At 68.0% G+C, this 15,847-nt stretch carries 11 protein-coding genes and 1 pseudogene; 9 read left to right on the top strand and 3 right to left on the bottom strand.

From position 1 onward, the window contains the following. Positions 1-266 precede the first annotated feature (266 nt). Complete coding sequence (locus ACGFZQ_RS19685; protein ID WP_393841413.1) at positions 267-2,285, top strand: NB-ARC domain-containing protein; 2,019 nt, start codon at positions 267-269, stop codon at positions 2,283-2,285. Here ACGFZQ_RS19685 and ACGFZQ_RS19680 read toward each other — a convergent pair. Next, positions 2,282-3,895: a translation initiation factor 2 gene (locus ACGFZQ_RS19680; protein ID WP_393841412.1), complete on the bottom strand. Its 1,614-nt coding sequence runs from the start codon at positions 3,893-3,895 to the stop codon at positions 2,282-2,284. The two genes, ACGFZQ_RS19685 and ACGFZQ_RS19680, sit on opposite strands and share 4 nt — an antisense overlap. Before the next feature lie 320 nt (positions 3,896-4,215). Here ACGFZQ_RS19680 and ACGFZQ_RS19675 point away from each other — a divergent pair, with 320 nt between their 5' ends. Next, a complete protein-coding gene (locus tag ACGFZQ_RS19675; protein ID WP_393841411.1) occupies positions 4,216-4,671 on the top strand; it encodes a hypothetical protein in 456 nt (151 codons plus the stop codon). Between the two features lie 539 nt (positions 4,672-5,210). On the opposite strand, the gene ACGFZQ_RS19670 is transcribed toward ACGFZQ_RS19675, so the two are convergent. Continuing rightward, positions 5,211-6,122, bottom strand: coding sequence for a hypothetical protein (locus ACGFZQ_RS19670; protein ID WP_393841410.1), 912 nt, complete (start codon positions 6,120-6,122; stop codon positions 5,211-5,213). Positions 6,123-6,414: 292 nt separating this feature from the next. Further along, entirely contained in the window at positions 6,415-6,546 is a 132-nt protein-coding gene (locus tag ACGFZQ_RS19665; RefSeq protein WP_393841409.1) for a hypothetical protein, read from the bottom strand. A gap of 753 nt (positions 6,547-7,299) precedes the next feature. Between ACGFZQ_RS19665 and ACGFZQ_RS19660 the strand changes: the two are divergent. From ACGFZQ_RS19660 to ACGFZQ_RS19630, 7 genes and pseudogenes are all read left to right on the top strand, one after another. Then, positions 7,300-7,876, top strand: a pseudogene (locus tag ACGFZQ_RS19660) (transposase family protein). 679 nt (positions 7,877-8,555) lie between these two features. After that, the gene (locus ACGFZQ_RS19655; RefSeq protein WP_393841408.1) at positions 8,556-10,901 is read left to right on the top strand and encodes a xanthine dehydrogenase family protein molybdopterin-binding subunit; all 2,346 of its coding nucleotides are present in this window, start codon (positions 8,556-8,558) and stop codon (positions 10,899-10,901) included. Beyond that, positions 10,898-11,827, top strand: a complete 930-nt coding sequence (locus tag ACGFZQ_RS19650; RefSeq protein WP_362085506.1) for an FAD binding domain-containing protein — start codon at positions 10,898-10,900, stop codon at positions 11,825-11,827. The genes ACGFZQ_RS19655 and ACGFZQ_RS19650 overlap by 4 nt, the downstream gene beginning before the upstream one ends. Further along, positions 11,827-12,309 (top strand): (2Fe-2S)-binding protein, encoded by a 483-nt coding sequence (locus ACGFZQ_RS19645; protein ID WP_393841407.1) that lies wholly within the window; start codon positions 11,827-11,829, stop codon positions 12,307-12,309. The genes ACGFZQ_RS19650 and ACGFZQ_RS19645 overlap by 1 nt, the downstream gene beginning before the upstream one ends. Before the next feature lie 75 nt (positions 12,310-12,384). Further along, the gene (locus tag ACGFZQ_RS19640) at positions 12,385-13,392 is read left to right on the top strand and encodes an amidohydrolase family protein (RefSeq protein ID WP_393841406.1); all 1,008 of its coding nucleotides are present in this window, start codon (positions 12,385-12,387) and stop codon (positions 13,390-13,392) included. Positions 13,393-13,413: 21 nt separating this feature from the next. Then, positions 13,414-14,544: an XdhC family protein gene (locus tag ACGFZQ_RS19635; RefSeq protein ID WP_393841405.1), complete on the top strand. Its 1,131-nt coding sequence runs from the start codon at positions 13,414-13,416 to the stop codon at positions 14,542-14,544. Positions 14,545-14,602: 58 nt separating this feature from the next. After that, entirely contained in the window at positions 14,603-15,769 is a 1,167-nt protein-coding gene (locus ACGFZQ_RS19630) for an FAD-dependent monooxygenase (protein WP_393841404.1), read from the top strand. The last annotated feature ends 78 nt before the right edge of the window (positions 15,770-15,847 follow it).

Raw genomic sequence — 15,847 nt, 5'->3', positions numbered from 1 at the left:
GCGCTGATGGGAGCGGTCGAGGCGTGTCGTCCTCGTTCGGGTGGTGTCGCCTCAGATGCCGGTCGGTGCCTGGCAGGAGACGCGTAAAGTGCTCCGTTTTGCTGGCCTGGGTGTTGCCAAAGGGGCCTGGCCGCCCGCTCCCGGCGGCGGCTGCTGCCTGGGCATGGGGTCTTCGGCTCTACCGGGCGCCGGGCGGTGAAAGTCTTTAGAGTGCATGATCGTTGGGCAGTGCGTGCAAGACACTGTGGATGGTCGAGGGGAGTGTTGTGAGGGTCGAACTTCCGCCGGAGCCGGTGTACTTCGTCAACCGCGATGATGAGCGGGAACGTGCCTTGCGCGCCGTGACGGAATGGCGGAGCCGTTCCCGCCCGCTGGTCCTGGCGCTGAGCGGGCCGGGTGGTTTGGGAAAGACGGAGCTGGCCGGCCTGATCGCCCGCACTCTGCTCGACCGCTACCCCTTTACCGATGGTGTGCTGTCGGTCGACCTCGACGACTTCCGGGCGGGCGGCGTGCTTGACCCCGGTGATGTGCTCTCCCAGTTGCTGCATTCGCTCGACGTGGCGCCGGACCAGGTGCAGGCTCAGTACGCGGCTCGGTGCAGGCAGTACTGGAACAGGACCTCGGACGCGAAGCTGGTCCTTGTGCTGGACAACGCGCGCTACGCCTCGGAGGTCGTCCCCCTGCTTCCGGCGTCGGGCAGCAGCGTGCTGATCGTCACGAGTCACGGCCCGCTCCACGACCTCGAAGCCGGTGCCGCGGTGGATCTGGCGCTGCCGCCGCTGGAGGAGCGGGCGGCCGTGGAACTGCTGGAGCTGATCGTCCGTGACCACCGGCTGGCCGCCGACCCGGAGGCGGCACGGGCGGTGGTCCGGTTGTGTGATGGCCTCCCGGCGGCACTGCATGTGGCGGGCCGGTGGGTGCGTACGCACCGGCTGCGTCCGCTCTCCCGTATCCTCGCCGATCTCCAGGCCGAGTTGGACGAGAAGGGTGTGTCGGGCGTGGAGCACATCTGGGACACGGCCTACGCCGATCTGTCCCGCCCGGCGGCTCTGCTCTACCGATTGCTTCCGCATCACCCCGGTGAGACGTTCACGCTCCACTCCGTCACCGCGTTGTCGGGGCTGGGACTGGAGGCCTGCCAGGACGCCCTGGAGGAGCTGGACCGGGCCGGGTTACTGGACTTGCGTCTGCTGTCGCTGACGGTGGCAGGTCAGATGAGGCTGCCGGGGCCGCAGCGCGGGCACGCCCTGCGCCGGTCCCGCCGGGAGGCGGCGGAGGGGGAAGCGGCTGAGGCACAGGCCAGGCTGCTGCGCTGGCTTGTCCGGCAGGCTCAGCTGGCCGACCGGTTCGCCGCAGGCCGTCGGCTGACCGTCGTGGATCTTTTCGACCCTGTTCCCGGTGTGCCGGACGTTCCACTGGAGGATCCGGAAGCGACGGTGGACGACGAATCACGGGCTGAACGGGCAGAACGTGCGTCGCGCTGGCTGGACGAGGAACGCCATGTGCTGTTCGCGTCCTCGCGTCTGGCCCATGGCCGTGGGATGGACACCGAGGTCGTGGCCCTGTCCGAGCCCGTGTGGACGCATGCCCTGGACCATCCCCATCAGTCCGAGGTCATCGAGGTCTTCCGGCGGGCCGTCGACTCAGCGGTCCGGCACGGGGGGAACGCCGGGTGGCTGGTGCGCACGCGCTGCCAGCTGGCCAGGCCACTGTGGGAGTCGCAGGAGCTGAGCGAGGCCCAGGAGCAGATCGACAGCGCGATGTCCGCCCTGGAACTGCTGGGGGACTCCGAACGGGACCGCAAGCTGGCCGCGTCGGCCATCGAGCACCGAGGCATGCTCAAGGGCGCACGGGGTGAGTGGAGTGCGGCCCTGGCCGACTTCGCCGGCTCCCGCGACATGCACCGGGCGATCCCCAACCCCTACGGCGTCCTGCTCCAGACCTACCGGATGGGAGAGGCGAGTGCCAAAGTGGGCGACCTTGAGACGGCGCATCGTCTGCTGTCCGAGGCGTACACCGGGTTCGTGGAGAAGAAGCGCGAGAGGCTGATCGGACGCTCGGCATTCGCCCTCGCCGGTGTCCTGCACCGCCTCGGCCGGACGGACGAGGCCCGTGAGCTGTACCTGCAGTCGCTCGGGCGGGCCGACAGGCGGCGCTCGGGCTTCGACCTGGCACGCGTCCACGACGCGCTCGCCGAGCTGGACACAGCCGAAGGGCACCTGGTGGAGGCCGAGGAGCACCGTACTGCGGCCCAGACCCTCCGGCGACGCAACGGCCTGGTCTAGATCACCTGCGTGGCTTCGGCGTCTGTGGCCGGGCGGAGGATGATGCGGAAGGTCCGTTCTCCGATGAGGCAGTTCAGCACGGTGGGGCCGTCCGGGGCAGGCTGGCGGGAGACCAGCCGGGCGTGCACGGCCGACAGCGCGACGGCCGGGTCGATCCGTACGATCCGGCCTTCTTCGGAGCGCGGTTCGACCTGGACGGCGTACGTCTGCTCGTGACCGCGGACTCTAAGCAGGCACCCACCGGACGGCAGTAGAGCCGCGGCTGAACGACAGCCCGGGTAGGCGGACAGGGCGTGCCGAGTCCACCCGTCGGCGGTCCAGGCCAGATCCACGGGGGCGGCGGAAGCCGGGAGCGGACGGCGGTACAACAGGCCTGCGGAACGGGAGAGTTGTTCGACGGCGGCGGCGTGCTCCACGGCCAAGTGGTGGCCGGGCAGCCCGGTGCCGGCCGGATGCCGGGTGATACGGACGCCGGCCGCGTTGGTCTCCACATGGACGTCGAACGCCGCGGGGACACGCGTGGCGGGCGCTGGCACAGGCAGCAGCCGGGGTGTGAGGCCGTGCGTGGGCGGCGCGAGACCGAGCAGGGCATAGACCTCGGCTCGCAGGCGGTACACGGCATCACCGGGTGGCGCGAACGCGGCCTCAGCGGCGGCGTGCCCGGGACCCGGCCGGTACGCCCGCAGTGCGTCGGAAATGTCCTCGGCGCGTTCCAACTGCGGTACCTGGTCCAGGAGTACGCCCATCGGGCTGCTGGGGATCAGTTCGCCGCAGCCTTGGTGGACGCTCACGATGGGGCGGTCCTGGGCGGCGCAGTAGTACAGGGCGGCCGATCCGTGGTCGGTGACCAGGGCATCGGCGGCGATCAGGACGGCGGCCCACTCCTCGTGGGGATCCGGAAGGATCATCCCGGCGTCGAGGGCCGGCGCCAGCCGTTCGGCCAGTTCATACGTCCCGAGCAGGCTGCGCTCATTGGGATGGACCACGAGCGCCAACTGGTATTCGTCGTGGGACAGCTGGGCCGCGAGCAGGGCGGGCAGTTCGGGGTGTTGCCGGATCAGGGATTCTGGCCCCCAGGTGGAGACCAGCACCAGAAGCTTGCGGGCTCCGGTGCCCAACGCCGCCCGGTAGCGGTCACGTAGGGACGAGGAGGCGAGGACGCGTTCCAGGGTGAGATCGCCGATCACCTTCGCGCGCCGGGCGGCCCGCGGATTCGCGGCGGCCACCCTGGCGATCTGATTGGGATGGGCCAAGGCGTGCAGCACTATCGGAGCGTCGTGATCGGTTCGTCGCAGATACGCCGGGTCCAGCCCGGACGCCGAGTCAGCCGAACCCTCGCCGGGAATCGACTTGTTGAAGCCCGCGCCATGCGGCAGAAGGACGTGAGGGCCGCGCAGCGTCCTCAGGTCGCCCTTCGGGCTGGCGGCGACGACCAAGTCGTACGAGCGACCGCGCGCCTCGTTCCATGGCACTGTGCGGCCTCCGAGGGCATCGATCGCGGAGAGCGCGTCGGCGCCGAAGTCGGACCCGGGGACGAGGGTGAACAGGCGGGTGATCCGGTCGTCACCGGAGAAGACGGGGAGAACGTCGAGCAGGCGATACAGGGCCACCGCGGACCGAGCCGCGAACAGAACCGCTCGCCCGTCGCCCGTCGCCCGTCGCCCGTCGCCCGTCGCCCGTCGCCCGTCGCCCGTCGCCCGTCGCCCGTCGCCCGTCGCCCGTCGCCCGTCGCCCGTCCGAAAGTATCCAGTCTATCGGGAACCGGTGTGCGGAAACAGCTGTTTCCGCAGGTCGGGGCGTTTTTTTCCGCGTCGTCGGACGACATGGCCTGATCCTATCGTTCGGCGTTCGAAGGCCGCCGAGGGTGATCCACGCCGCACATTCGGCAAGGGTGGTGTGGCAGGTTGTGGCTGATCGCGAGGATGGCTGCATGAGTGACTGGGGAATCGCATTGATTGCCGCGGGGTCGGCGATCGCGGGCAGCGTTGTCACCGGCTGGTACGCCCGCAGCGCCGGCATCCGGCAGGCCACTGCGGCGCGGCACGCGGGCGACCGCCAGGCGGACGCGCTGCTCGAATCGGTTCGCATGACGCTCCGCGCCGAGTCCGGCCACCGCGAGTTCGCCCTCCGCCGCCAGACCTACGCGGACTTCCTCGGAGCCGCAGACGCTAAAATCCTCACCGAACGGAACGGGCGGGGTCAAGGCGACGACGACGTCCTGCTGCAACGAACCTTGGGCGGAGTACTCCTGGAAGGCCCGCCGGATGCCGCCGCAGCAGCGCAGCACCTCGTCGACTGCCTGCGACGCCATGAGAGACCCGACGAACTCACGCGCGCGAAGCTGGCCTTCGTCTCGGTGGCGCAGCAGTGCTGCCGGCCCCGGTGACCTTGCGCAGACCTTCTCCGGACTCCCTGTGTCGGCTTATCCCTCTGTGACCATGGGCGTGCAGCGCGGAAGTGAAGATGGGTCATTCATCCCGGAGATCTCTTGCGCCGACGGTGAACCGGCCATTGAGGACAATGCGGACGGCGGAAAGCCCAGCGAACCCGTCCTCGGGTGGACTACCCGGCTATTAACGGACTCCTCGATCTGTTCCTGCGCGTCGGAGCGGTTGATGGACGCCTCGCCCCCGGTGTCACCTTGGACCGCCCCGTGGGAGTACGTCCAGCAGGCGAGTCGCGGACGTCACGTTGTGCACGATGAACAGGACCCGACGACAGCCCGCGCGGGTGACCCAGGCTCCGCGTCCTCACCCACCGGTACCCGCAATCGCGCCGCCCCGCCCGTCACCGCTGTCTCGTTCCCCTGACTTGATCGAGCCTGTTGTCCCTGTCGTCTCACTCGATGTTATCGGGGTACATACTCTGGAAACTGCGAGGTGGGAAACGCCCCTGCGGACTTTCACCAAGGTGAAGCGGGCCCTATTAGATCCGGTCTAACTCAGCCCGAAGACGTTCGGCCTCGGCTTCGGCTTTTCTCAGCCTTCGCTCCAAGGTGGACCGTGAGGGCGTCGGCGCGGTGTTCGCCGTCTTCTCAGCCTTTCGCTGCCGGGGAACCAGCCATCCGATGCGCTCGTAGGCCAAGATCATTCGCACTTGAGGGCAGGTATAACACAGCCGCTCAGGCTCTGGCGACGGCCAGCCGTCTGCAAGCATCCGCCGGGTGTGCTCCCGATCCCGCTCGGTCTGCAGTTCCGGATTCGCGCGCCAGGCCTCCTCGAACTCGGCGGACATCTGCTGGACCCTTAACGGATCTGTCCGGTGAGGCCCCGAGGCAGGCCTCCAATCGAGACTGGGGGCAATGGCTTCCTCTACGTGGCCGCAAGCCAGCGTCACCTTCCAGAAGGCAGAAGTGTGCGGCTCGTCGTGGCGGAGCACCGGCCATACCTTGGGATCGATGTGATCCGGTGGCTCGACTGGATCGGCAGGAAACGCCACCTCCCTCCGCTTTCCCCACTCAGCGATCACGCGATAGGGCGGGGGCGGGGAGTCGTCGTGCTGGCAGATCATCTGTCCGAGAGGCAGCCGTGAGCCGTGAAGGTGTTCCTCCCACCGCATCTCGTGTGGCGGGGCGCAGCCTTCGCGAGTGAGGACCTCAGGGACGCAGCCGCAGTCGAGCTGAACGCGCCACCGGAACGCGCGCGTCAGATCCGGAATCAGGAAGTCCCAGAGCACCCGCGGGATGTGCCCGCGCATTTCGGCGGTCTCCGCCTCACACTCCCGCAGCACCTCTTGGCGTGGCCTGGCCTTGCCGGGAAGCCGTTGCAGGGCGGGGATACTCGGCGGCGGCCTGTCCTCCAGCAGAAGATGGCGATTGTTGGTTGAAGGGGCACCCATGGCGTCTCCCCGTTCTGTGCCCGGTGCTGCCGTTATCGTGCGAGCGGACTGTGAGCGGCCGCTGGGCACGCTACAGACCCAGCTCCCCAGCACCAGGGGAATGCCTCGGCGGTTCACTCGCGTGGGTGACCGTTCACGGGCGCCAAGCACCCGAAGTCCCAGGGACATCCCAGGGACTTTTCAGGGACTTTCACGTCTGTCCCAGGGCGTTTCCAGGGGCTTTCCGCCGCGTAAGCAGGGAAGGCCCTGACAGCGCTGAAAGATAAGAACGCGCTGGTCAGGGCCCACTTGCTCAGCACTCGATGATGTTCACCGCGAGCCCGCCCCGGGCCGTCTCCTTGTACTTGACCTTGACCTTCAGGTGCTCCGCCGAGCCGATCATGCTCTTGAGCTGCGAACCTACGACCGATGGGCTCGTGAGCAAGGCTGCCAGGACCGAATGCCTTCCCCTGGCGCAAACCGAGGCCGAGTCCGAGATCCACGAAGCCCCGGACGCTTCTTCCCGTTCAAGCGTTCCGCACGCCGTCACGCTCAGGGCGATGCTTTCCGAACTCACCAGACTTTTCTCCCCCGGTGAGCAGGCCCTCCAAGAAGACCCGCATCGGACGGCACGGAAAGTCCGGATATCGAGTTTTTCGTGTTCGCGGCCGTCAGTCGGCCAAGCAGGCGGCTGATCATGGTGCATGTACCCCTGTGCGATGGGACTTGTGAGGCCGCTTACGGCTCGACAGGGATAGGCACCCATGCAGGCAACCTGTTACGCAACTGATGTCTGTGGCGCTGGCACCCGGTCGAGCCACAGCCTAAACAGTTGCGTAAGCGGCCAATAATGCATGACGGGGGGCTACTCGTGGGGCGGTGGTGTGGTGTGGTTGCTCGCAGAGGGAGGCCCCTCCGCGACGACTGTCGTCGACGCCGACCCCGATTTTTGGGCTGGTCGTCGTCGACGTGCTGCACGACGCCGAGCCGGAAGTACGAGCCGTCGTCGTCCGACTCGTCCACAGGCGGCAGCGACGTGGGCACCTCCCACCAGGGCCCGAAACAGATCTGGTCGGCGTGCGCCAGGTTGGTGTCGTGGAAGCCCTCGCAGCAGCGGAGGTGCGGGTTCTCCGCAGGCGGGCCCGGCCTTGGGCCAAGGCCCGGTCAGGTCTTCCCCCGCTTTGTCTACCCGTCATCGATCGATCTGTCCAGCCGCGCGCTGGGGCACCTGGCCAGGCAACTGGCTGCTCGTCAGCGGGAGATCGGCGCGCGATGGCGGCGTCTGCCCGTCAGCCGTCAGTCTCTGCTTGCCCTGGCTCATCTGCGGTGCGGTGACACTTACGCCCGGCTCGCTGCCGGGTTCGGTATCGGCATCGCGACCGTCTACCGCTACAAACGCGAGGCCATCGAGGTGCTGGCCGCCCTGGCGCCGACCCTGGCTGTGGGCATCCCCTGCCCCGCCCGGAGCGACCCACGATCTGACCGCCGCCCGCAGCCACGGAATCATCGATGCCCTCGCCGCCGTTGGGCTGAAATGCTGGGCGGACAAGGCATACCAAGGTGCCGGCCGCCTCGTCCGCGTGCCCTTCCGGGGCCGCCGGCTCAAGCGATGGAAGCGACGGCACAACAGCAGCCACGCCAAGATCCGGTGCGTCGGCGAGCAGGCCATGGCAGTCCTGAAGGGCTGGCGCCTGCTCAGGAAGCTCCGCTGCAGCGCGAACCGGATCACCGACATCGTGAAGGCCATCGTCGTCCTTCGCCACGCCTCAGCGTGAGGTTGGAAAGGGCTCAGTGGACACGGACGGGATCCTTCCCGGGAGGAGAAACCGGATGGTCGTCGCGGATGGGACCGCTTAGCGGTGAGCGAGCAGTTTGTGAGCGAGCGGTTTTCAGTGCTCTTACGAGGGACGAACCCGTGAGCTCCGTCTGTGCTTCCGCAGCTACGGCGATGACCTGTGACAACGGTCATCTCTGCCAGAGATGAAGGGGTAGATAAAAGGCAGGGAACTCACAGCAGACGTCCTGCGTTTCCACATTCCGCGAGCCGTCAAAGCCCTCCGGCGCACGATGGCGGGCATTGCCGCCAGGTATGCATCGAACCAACATGAATACCGGCGGGTAAAGGATGTGATCCGGGCCCCGGGATAATTACGGAAGACGCACTCCAGACGCCCGAAGTGAGGATCACAGGCACGATCCGCCGCCCGTGCACCACAGTGCACAAGGTCTGTTTCCGCAGCGCACAGTCTCTGTGCCGCTCTGCGTGCGCGCCTTCGGGCGGCTATATTGATTCCGCCAGTCAAGGTGCGAGTCGCGATGGCGTGGCGCTCGCACATGTCCCGGGTCGTCAAGGAGATCGACCGGGGACGAGCTTCGGTTCTTACTCGATCTGACGCATCCCTATGCGTATGGCGAACACGTGGTAGATCCCGCAACAACGCGCAATGCGCAGAGGTGTGGTCGTGGAGCAGCAGAGGTGTAGTCGTGGAGCAATGGACAAGGCGCGAGGACAAACGGCTACTCACCGGCCGAGGCCGCTACGTCGCCGATATCGAAGTGCCAGGTTGCCTGGACGCTGTGTTTGTGAGAAGCAAAGTCGCCCACGGCACGCTGCGTGAGCTGGATTGCGCCGCCGCGCGGGAGGTACCCGGCGTGGTGGGGGTCTGGTCTGCAGCGGACCTCGCGGAGATGCCCCCGTGCGTGCAGGCGGCCGCCCACCTGCAAGACCTGCCTCCGGTGCCGTACACGTTGCTTGCGAAGCTGTCCACGGAGGAGGCCGTGGCGGGCCGAGAGTGGCCGGCGCTCGTGAAAGAGCGGGTTCGGTACCCGGGCGAGGCACTGGCAGTGGTCTTGGGCGAGGACCGCTACCGGGCCGAGGACGGGGCTGCCGAGGTCACCTTCCGGATCGATCCGCTGCCTGCGGTGGTGACGACGTCCGCCGCATCGGACGACTCTGTTCGTCTTTTCGACGGCCTGAGCAACATCGCTCTGCAGGGGGAAACCGGCGAGCCGATCGAGGACTCCGTCTGGCAGGAGGCGGCGGCCGTGGTGGAGGGCCGGTACCGCCAGCAGCTACTGATGCCCAGTCCCATGGAGTGCAGGACGATTCTCGCCGTGCCCGAGGGAGACCGGCTGACGGTCTGGGTGGGGCACCAGATGCCCCATCGGCTGCGCCGGGAACTGGCCGCACTGCTCGGTTGGTCGGTCGACCGGGTGCGCGTGGTGGTGCCGGACACCGGGGGCGCCTTCGGGTCGAAGAGCGCGGCGTTCCCGGAGTTCGTCGTGGTCGCTTATTTGGCGGTCAAGCTCGGACGGCCCGTCCGATGGATCGAGGACCGTCTGGAGTCCATGTTGGTCGCGACCCGTGGCCGGGGGCAGGACCAGCAGGTCCGGCTCGCCGCCGACGCCGAGGGACGGCTGCTCGCCTACGAGTTGAAGATCGATGCCGACGTCGGTGCCTATCCGCACCTCGGGGTCGGGCTGCCGATGCAGACGGCCTGGATGGCTACGGGTCCGTACACCACTCCCCGGGTCCACGCGACCCTCCGTTCGGTGCTCACCAACACGATGCTGACGTACCCCTATCGGGGCGCCGGCCGGCCCGAAGCGGCGATCGCGCTCGAACGGTCGATGGACGTACTGGCCCGCCGACTGGGCATGGACCCGGCCGAACTCCGGCGACGCAACTTCATCCCGCCCGAGGCCTTCCCGTACGACACACCCACCGGCCGGCGCTACGACAGCGGGAACTACGCCGCCGCCCTCGACCTGGCCCTTGAGACGCTCGACTACGACAAGTGGCGTGCCGAACAGGCCCGGCGCCGCAGCGACCCGGACGCCCTGCCGCTGGGGATCGGCCTGTCCTGTTACGTGGAACGCTCCGGGGGTGAACCGGGCGGACTGCACGAGTTCGGCAGCATCGAGGTACACGAAGACGGCACCGTCACTGCCCGGTGTGGCGCGGCCCCCAGCGGCCAGGGCCACGAGACGGTCTTCCCCGCATTGGTCGCCAAGACCCTCGGCGTGGACGAGGAGCGGGTGCGGCTCGTGGAGGGAGACACGGACGAACAGCCCGAGGGGCTGGGCTCCTTCGCAAGCCGTTCGGCACAGGTGGTGGGGGCGCTGTTGCAGCACGCCTCGACCCTCCTCATCGAGGAGGCCCGGGGGCGGGCGGCGACGCTGTGGGAGATGCCGGTGGACGAGGTGGCCTGGTCCGACGGCGCGGTGCATGCCGCCCACGACGGCTCGGCGGCCATGGACCTGGGTGAACTGGTGAAGGCCACCGGCCCGCTGCGGGTGGACGACCGGTTCGAGTCGGGCATGGCATTCCCGTTCGGTGCCCACGCCGCTGTTACCGAGGTCGATCCGGAACTGGGCACCGTGAACGTACTGCAGGTGGTGGCGGTGGACGACTGCGGAGTGGTGCTCAACCCCATGGTGGTGCACGGGCAGGCCTTCGGGTCGGCCCTGCAGGGCATTGGCCAGGCGCTGTACGAAGGCTTCACGTACGACGAACACGGCGTGCCCGCGCTGGCCGACGGCCTGCTGGACTATCTGCTGCCGACGTACACCGAGGTCCCGCCCATCGAGGTCAAAGACACCTGCACACCCAGTCCCAGCACGCCACTGGGTGCGAAAGGGGCGGGAGAGTCGGGCTGTATCGGGACTCCGGCCGCGATCGTCAACGCCGTGGCCGACGCGCTGCACATCGCCGACCCCGACCTACTGCAGATGCCGCTCACCCCGGACGTGGTGTGGCGAGCGGCCCACGCCCCGAAATTCGAGGAGGAGGTCCGGTGAAGCCCGCTGCCTTCGACTACGTCGTGCCGCGCACGGTGCAGGAGGCCGTTGACGCACTCGGCGACACCGGGCGGAAGGCCCAGGTGCTCGCCGGCGGACAGAGCCTCATCCTGGAGATGCACCTTCAGCGCATCCGCCCAGATCTGGTGGTCGACATCAATCGCATCGCCGAGCTCGACCACATGAGCGTGGACGACAGCACGCTGCGCGTCGGCGCCCTGATCCGCCACCGGGTCTTCGAGTCGGCAGAGGCTGTTCCGGGCCCGCTCGGCACGCTGCTCTCCCGCGCCGTCGTCAACATCGCCCATCCGCCCATCCGCTCCCGCGGAACCATGGCGGGCAGCTTCGGCTGGGCACACCCCGCCTCGGAGTGGTGTGCCATCGGCGTCGCCCTTGATGCCGTCGTCGAACTGCGGGGCCCCGAGGGGGTGCGCGAGGTCGCGGCCGGTGACTACTTCCACGGTCCGTACCAGACCGCGCGCCGACCGCAGGAACTCATCACCTCTGTGCGCCTCCCGTTGCTCGGCGACGACACCGGGGTCGGTTTCATCGAACACCGGCGCACGCACTTCTGCTTCGCCCAGGTGGCCGTCGCGGCGACGTTGACCGTGCGGGACGGGGTGATCAGCGAGGCGAGGATCGGACTGGTCAACTCAGCCGACAGGCCCGTGCGGGCACGCGCCGCCGAGCAAACCCTGATCGGCGCCGAGGTCGGCTCACCCCCGACGGGGTACCGGCTTCCCGACAACCACCCGTTCGCTCGGGCCGGCCGGATCGCCGCGGATCAGGACGCCGCGCCTTTGGCCGAGCCGTTCGCCGATGTCGAGTACAAGCGCCAAGCCATCGCGGTCCTGGTCGGCAGAACGCTGAGCGAAGCGGCCGCAGACCAACGATCGCGGGTGGCCGCGCTCAAGGAAGGCCACTGATGAAGATCACCCTCACCGTGAACGGCCAGGACTACCCACTCGACGTGGAGCCACGGCGCATCCTCGCCGACGTGCTGCGGGAGGACTGCGGCCTCACCGGCACGCACCTGGGTTGCGAGCACGGGATCTGCGGGGCGTGCACTGTGCTGGTGGACGGGGAGGCCGTCCGGTCATGCCTCATGTTCGCCGTGCAGTGCGAGGGCAGTTCGGTGCGCACCGTGGAAGGGCTCTCGGGGCCCGACGGCGAGCCACATCCGCTCCAGCGGGCCTTTTCCGCGGAGCATGCCCTGCAGTGCGGCTTCTGCACACCGGGTTTCCTCATGGTGGCCGCCGGGGCGCTGGAGTCCGACCCCACCATCGGTGACGATCCGGAGCGCGTCGAAGGTCTGGTCGGCTCGAACATCTGCCGGTGCACCGGCTACGAACCCATCCGACGCGCGATCACTCATGCTGCCAAGGAGCAGCAGCGAACCACAACCTGACAACTCCGCGTGCCGCGGGAGACCGCGGCACGTGTGATCAGCCGTCCCCCGTGGAGGACGGTCGAGGAGATGAAGATGGCTGTAACCGGTGACATTCGTGCGGGGATCATCGATGTCCACGCGCACTGGCTGCCGCGCGAACTGCTCGCCCTGCCGCCGGGGAATCCGCTCGGAGGGATGAATGACCGCGACGGTGAACTCTTCCTCGGAGACATCCGGTTGACGTTCCCGACCGCGGCGATGACCGACATCGAAACCATCGTCGCCGACACCGTGAAGGCCGGCGTCGGTACCCGCGTCATCTCGGCACCACCCTTCGCCTTCCCCGTCCACGCGCCCGCCGAGGCGGACGACTACATCGCCTCCTACAACGAACAGCTCGCCCAGGCCGTGGCCACCACCGACGGAACACTCGTCGGACTCGGACTGGTGCGCCTGGACGACGTGGATGCCGCCCGGCGGGAGCTGACGCGACTGGCGAAGACGGAGGGTGTCGCCGGCGTCGCCGTCCCGCCTCTCGTGCAGGGCCGGTCCTACGGCGACGGCGTCATGCGCGAGGTGCTCGCTGTCGCCGCGGAGCTCGGTCTCGCCGTGCTGGTCCACCCCATGCAGTTGCCGCGGCCCGAGTGGGACCACCACTACCTGGTCAACCTGATCGGCAACCCGGTGGAGACCACGACCGCCGTGGCGTCGGTGCTCCTGGACGGCGTCATGGAGGAACTGCCGAACCTGCGGATCTGCTTCGTCCACGGCGGAGGCTGCTCGCCGTCCCTGATCGGGCGGTGGGGACACGGGTGGCGATCACGCGACGATGTGCGTCAGGGAAGCAGCCGCCCGCCGGCCGAATCGTTCACTCAGCTCTACTTCGACACGATCACCCATGACCCCGAGGTACTGAGACTGCTCCGCTCTCACGCCTCGCCGGACCGGATCCTGTGCGGAAGCGACTACCCCTTCGAGATGGCCCAGCCGGACCCTGTCGGCTTCCTCCTGGACAACGGAATCGACGCCGCGGCGCTCGAAACGAACGGCCGCGTGTTCCTGGGCATGACGCCCACCGCCGAGCCAACTGCCCGTACCTGACAGCCCATCGGGAGAACTTGCATGCGACAACTGGCCTCACGTCTGCTCAAGTGGCACGCGTCCGGTGTCCCCTACGCCGTCGCCAGCGTCGTGGCTGTGCGAGGCAGCGCGCCTCTGCAGCCGGGGGCGGCCCTGTGTGTGCACGCTGACGGCACGGTTGTGGGCAGTGTCTCGGGAGGCTGCGTCGAAGGAGCGGTGTACGAACTGGCGCGAGAGGCGCGGTCCTCGGGGCAGCCGCAGCTCGCAAGCTTCGGGTACTCCGACGACGACGCGTTCGCCGCCGGACTGACCTGTGGGGGAGAGATCGATGTCTTCGTGCAGGCCGTGGAGGGGGAAACGGCTCGTGTCCTTGCTGCCGGGCACCGGGCTGTGGAAGCCGAGCGGCCGGCCGTCGTGGCACGGGTGATGACCGGCGCCGACGGCCAGATCGGACGAACGATCGTATTGCTGGAAGACCGGCACCTGGGGACTACCGGCCAACCGGGCCTGGATGAAGCCGTCTTGGCCGATGCCCGCATGATGCTGGGCCTAGACGACACCAGGGTGGGGGTGTACGGCACGGGCGGCTCCACTGAACCACGGGAGACCCGTGTTCTGCTCGAGTCATGGTCGCCCAGCCCTCGGCTGCTGGTTTTCGGCGCCAATGACCACGCCGCCGCTGTGGCCGAGATCGGGGCGTTTCTCGGGTACCGCGTCACGGTGTGCGACGCACGCCCGACTTTCACCACGCCGGAGCGATTCCCTTCCGCCCACGAAGTGGTGGTCGACTGGCCACACCGATACCTGGCGGCCGCGGAAACCGATCGCCGAACAGTGGTGTGCGTCATGACCCACGACCCGAAGTTCGATGTGCCCCTGCTCGTCGAGGCACTGCGCAGACCGTTTGCCTACGTGGGTGCACTCGGCTCCCGTCGAACGCAGGCGGCTCGCGTCCGAGACCTTCGTGAGGCCGGTGTGCCACCCGCCGCACTGGCCAGGTTGCGTTCGCCCGTGGGCCTCGACCTTGGCGCGTCCACGCCGCAGGAGACCGCCGTGTCCATCGCGGCCGAGCTCATCGCCGTACGGAACGGCCGCAGCGGACGAGCGCTTTCGGCGATCGACGGCCCCATTCGTTCCGAACGGCATCCCAGCGACGCTGCTCCCGTCCGCTGAGGTGACCGCCCGCCCTGTCTCCCGAACTTGGCACGATTCAGAGGGACTGGTGTTTACCATGCGAGAGAAGACCGCGTTCAAGGCACTGGTCATCGGCGGATCCGTCGGCGGCTTGGCGGCCGCACACGAACTGCGGTCCATCGGCGCGGAGGTCGCCGTGTACGAGCGTTCCGCCGGCAGGACACAGCCCCGCGGCGCCGGAATCGTCATGCAGCCGGAGGTCGAGGCGCTGTTGACCCGTCTGGGAGTAACGGCGCGATCGGTGAGCGTGGAACTGTACGAACGCCAGCAACTACATATCCATGGCAAAGCCACACGTTACGCCGCCCCGCAATTGATGACCGCATGGGACACTCTCTACCGCGCGCTACGGGAGCCACTCACGGACGTGTGCTACCGCCTGGACAGTTCCCTCAAGAGCGTACAAGTTGAAGGCCACGACGTCACAGCCACCTTTGGCAGCGGGTATACCGCACAAGGCAACTTCCTGGTCGGCGCCGACGGGATCGGATCCGCCACACGCACACTGCTCGATCCTTCTGCTGAAACCACCTACGCCGGCTATGTCGCGTGGCGCGGGCTGGAACCCGAGTCCGATCTTCCCGACGATCTTCTTGAACTTCTCTCGGGCCGATTCACGTTCTTCGGAGCGAGCGGCATGCAGCTGCTGTGCTATCTGGTACCGGGGCCCAACGGCGAGCGTGAGGAAGGTTCACGACGCGTCAATTGGGTGTGGTACGTGAATACAGCCCAGCAAAATCTCCCGAGACTCCTCACCGGCAGTTCCGGAAAGAGATTCGCCAATTTTCTTCCGCCGGGCGAGTTGACGCCGGAGATCACCGCTGAGCTCTTCGCCCTGGCAGCCGACTCGCTCCCGCCGCAGTTCGCCGCCCTCGTACGCCTGTCCCATGTCTTCATGCAGCCAGTATTTGATCTCTCGCCCTACCGCATGGTCGCCGATCACGCGGTGTTGCTCGGCGACGCCGCGGGCACTGTCCGACCCCACACCGCGGCGGGAACATCGAAGGCATTCGGTGACGCCGCCGGGCTTGCCCATGCCATGAACGGATGGGCACCACCTGAAGATCCGCCGGCCAGAAGCCTCGAAGACTGGGAAGCGCAACGGCTCGCGCACCTGGTCACCTTGTCGAGGATGGGGATGCAGCTGGCTTCAAGTTCTTCACTCGGCACAACCATCGGCCGCCAGTTCCTGTCCTCTACGTGAATGCGGGGCGCCGAAGGCAGGAGCGGCGCGGTGGGACGCGCGCGACCGTGCGGGGCGCAAGCGCCGGTGTCCAGCACC

This window comes from Streptomyces sp. NPDC048254 (assembly GCF_043201895.1).
Taxonomy (GTDB): Bacteria; Actinomycetota; Actinomycetes; order Streptomycetales; family Streptomycetaceae; genus Streptomyces.
Note: the sequence above shows the minus strand (reverse complement) of the source record. Positions and strands in the feature narration are given on the sequence as shown.

What these genes read in the sequence shown, in the direction of transcription:
- ACGFZQ_RS19675 (WP_393841411.1), top strand. Translation starts at nt 4,216, where the DNA reads ATGAGTGACTGGGGAATCGCATTGATTGCCGCGGGGTCGGCGATCGCG.
- ACGFZQ_RS19670 (WP_393841410.1), bottom strand. Translation starts at nt 6,122, where the DNA reads ATGGGTGCCCCTTCAACCAACAATCGCCATCTTCTGCTGGAGGACAGG.
- ACGFZQ_RS19645 (WP_393841407.1), top strand. Translation starts at nt 11,827, where the DNA reads ATGAAGATCACCCTCACCGTGAACGGCCAGGACTACCCACTCGACGTG.
- ACGFZQ_RS19640 (WP_393841406.1), top strand. Translation starts at nt 12,385, where the DNA reads ATGGCTGTAACCGGTGACATTCGTGCGGGGATCATCGATGTCCACGCG.
- ACGFZQ_RS19635 (WP_393841405.1), top strand. Translation starts at nt 13,414, where the DNA reads ATGCGACAACTGGCCTCACGTCTGCTCAAGTGGCACGCGTCCGGTGTC.
- ACGFZQ_RS19630 (WP_393841404.1), top strand. Translation starts at nt 14,603, where the DNA reads ATGCGAGAGAAGACCGCGTTCAAGGCACTGGTCATCGGCGGATCCGTC.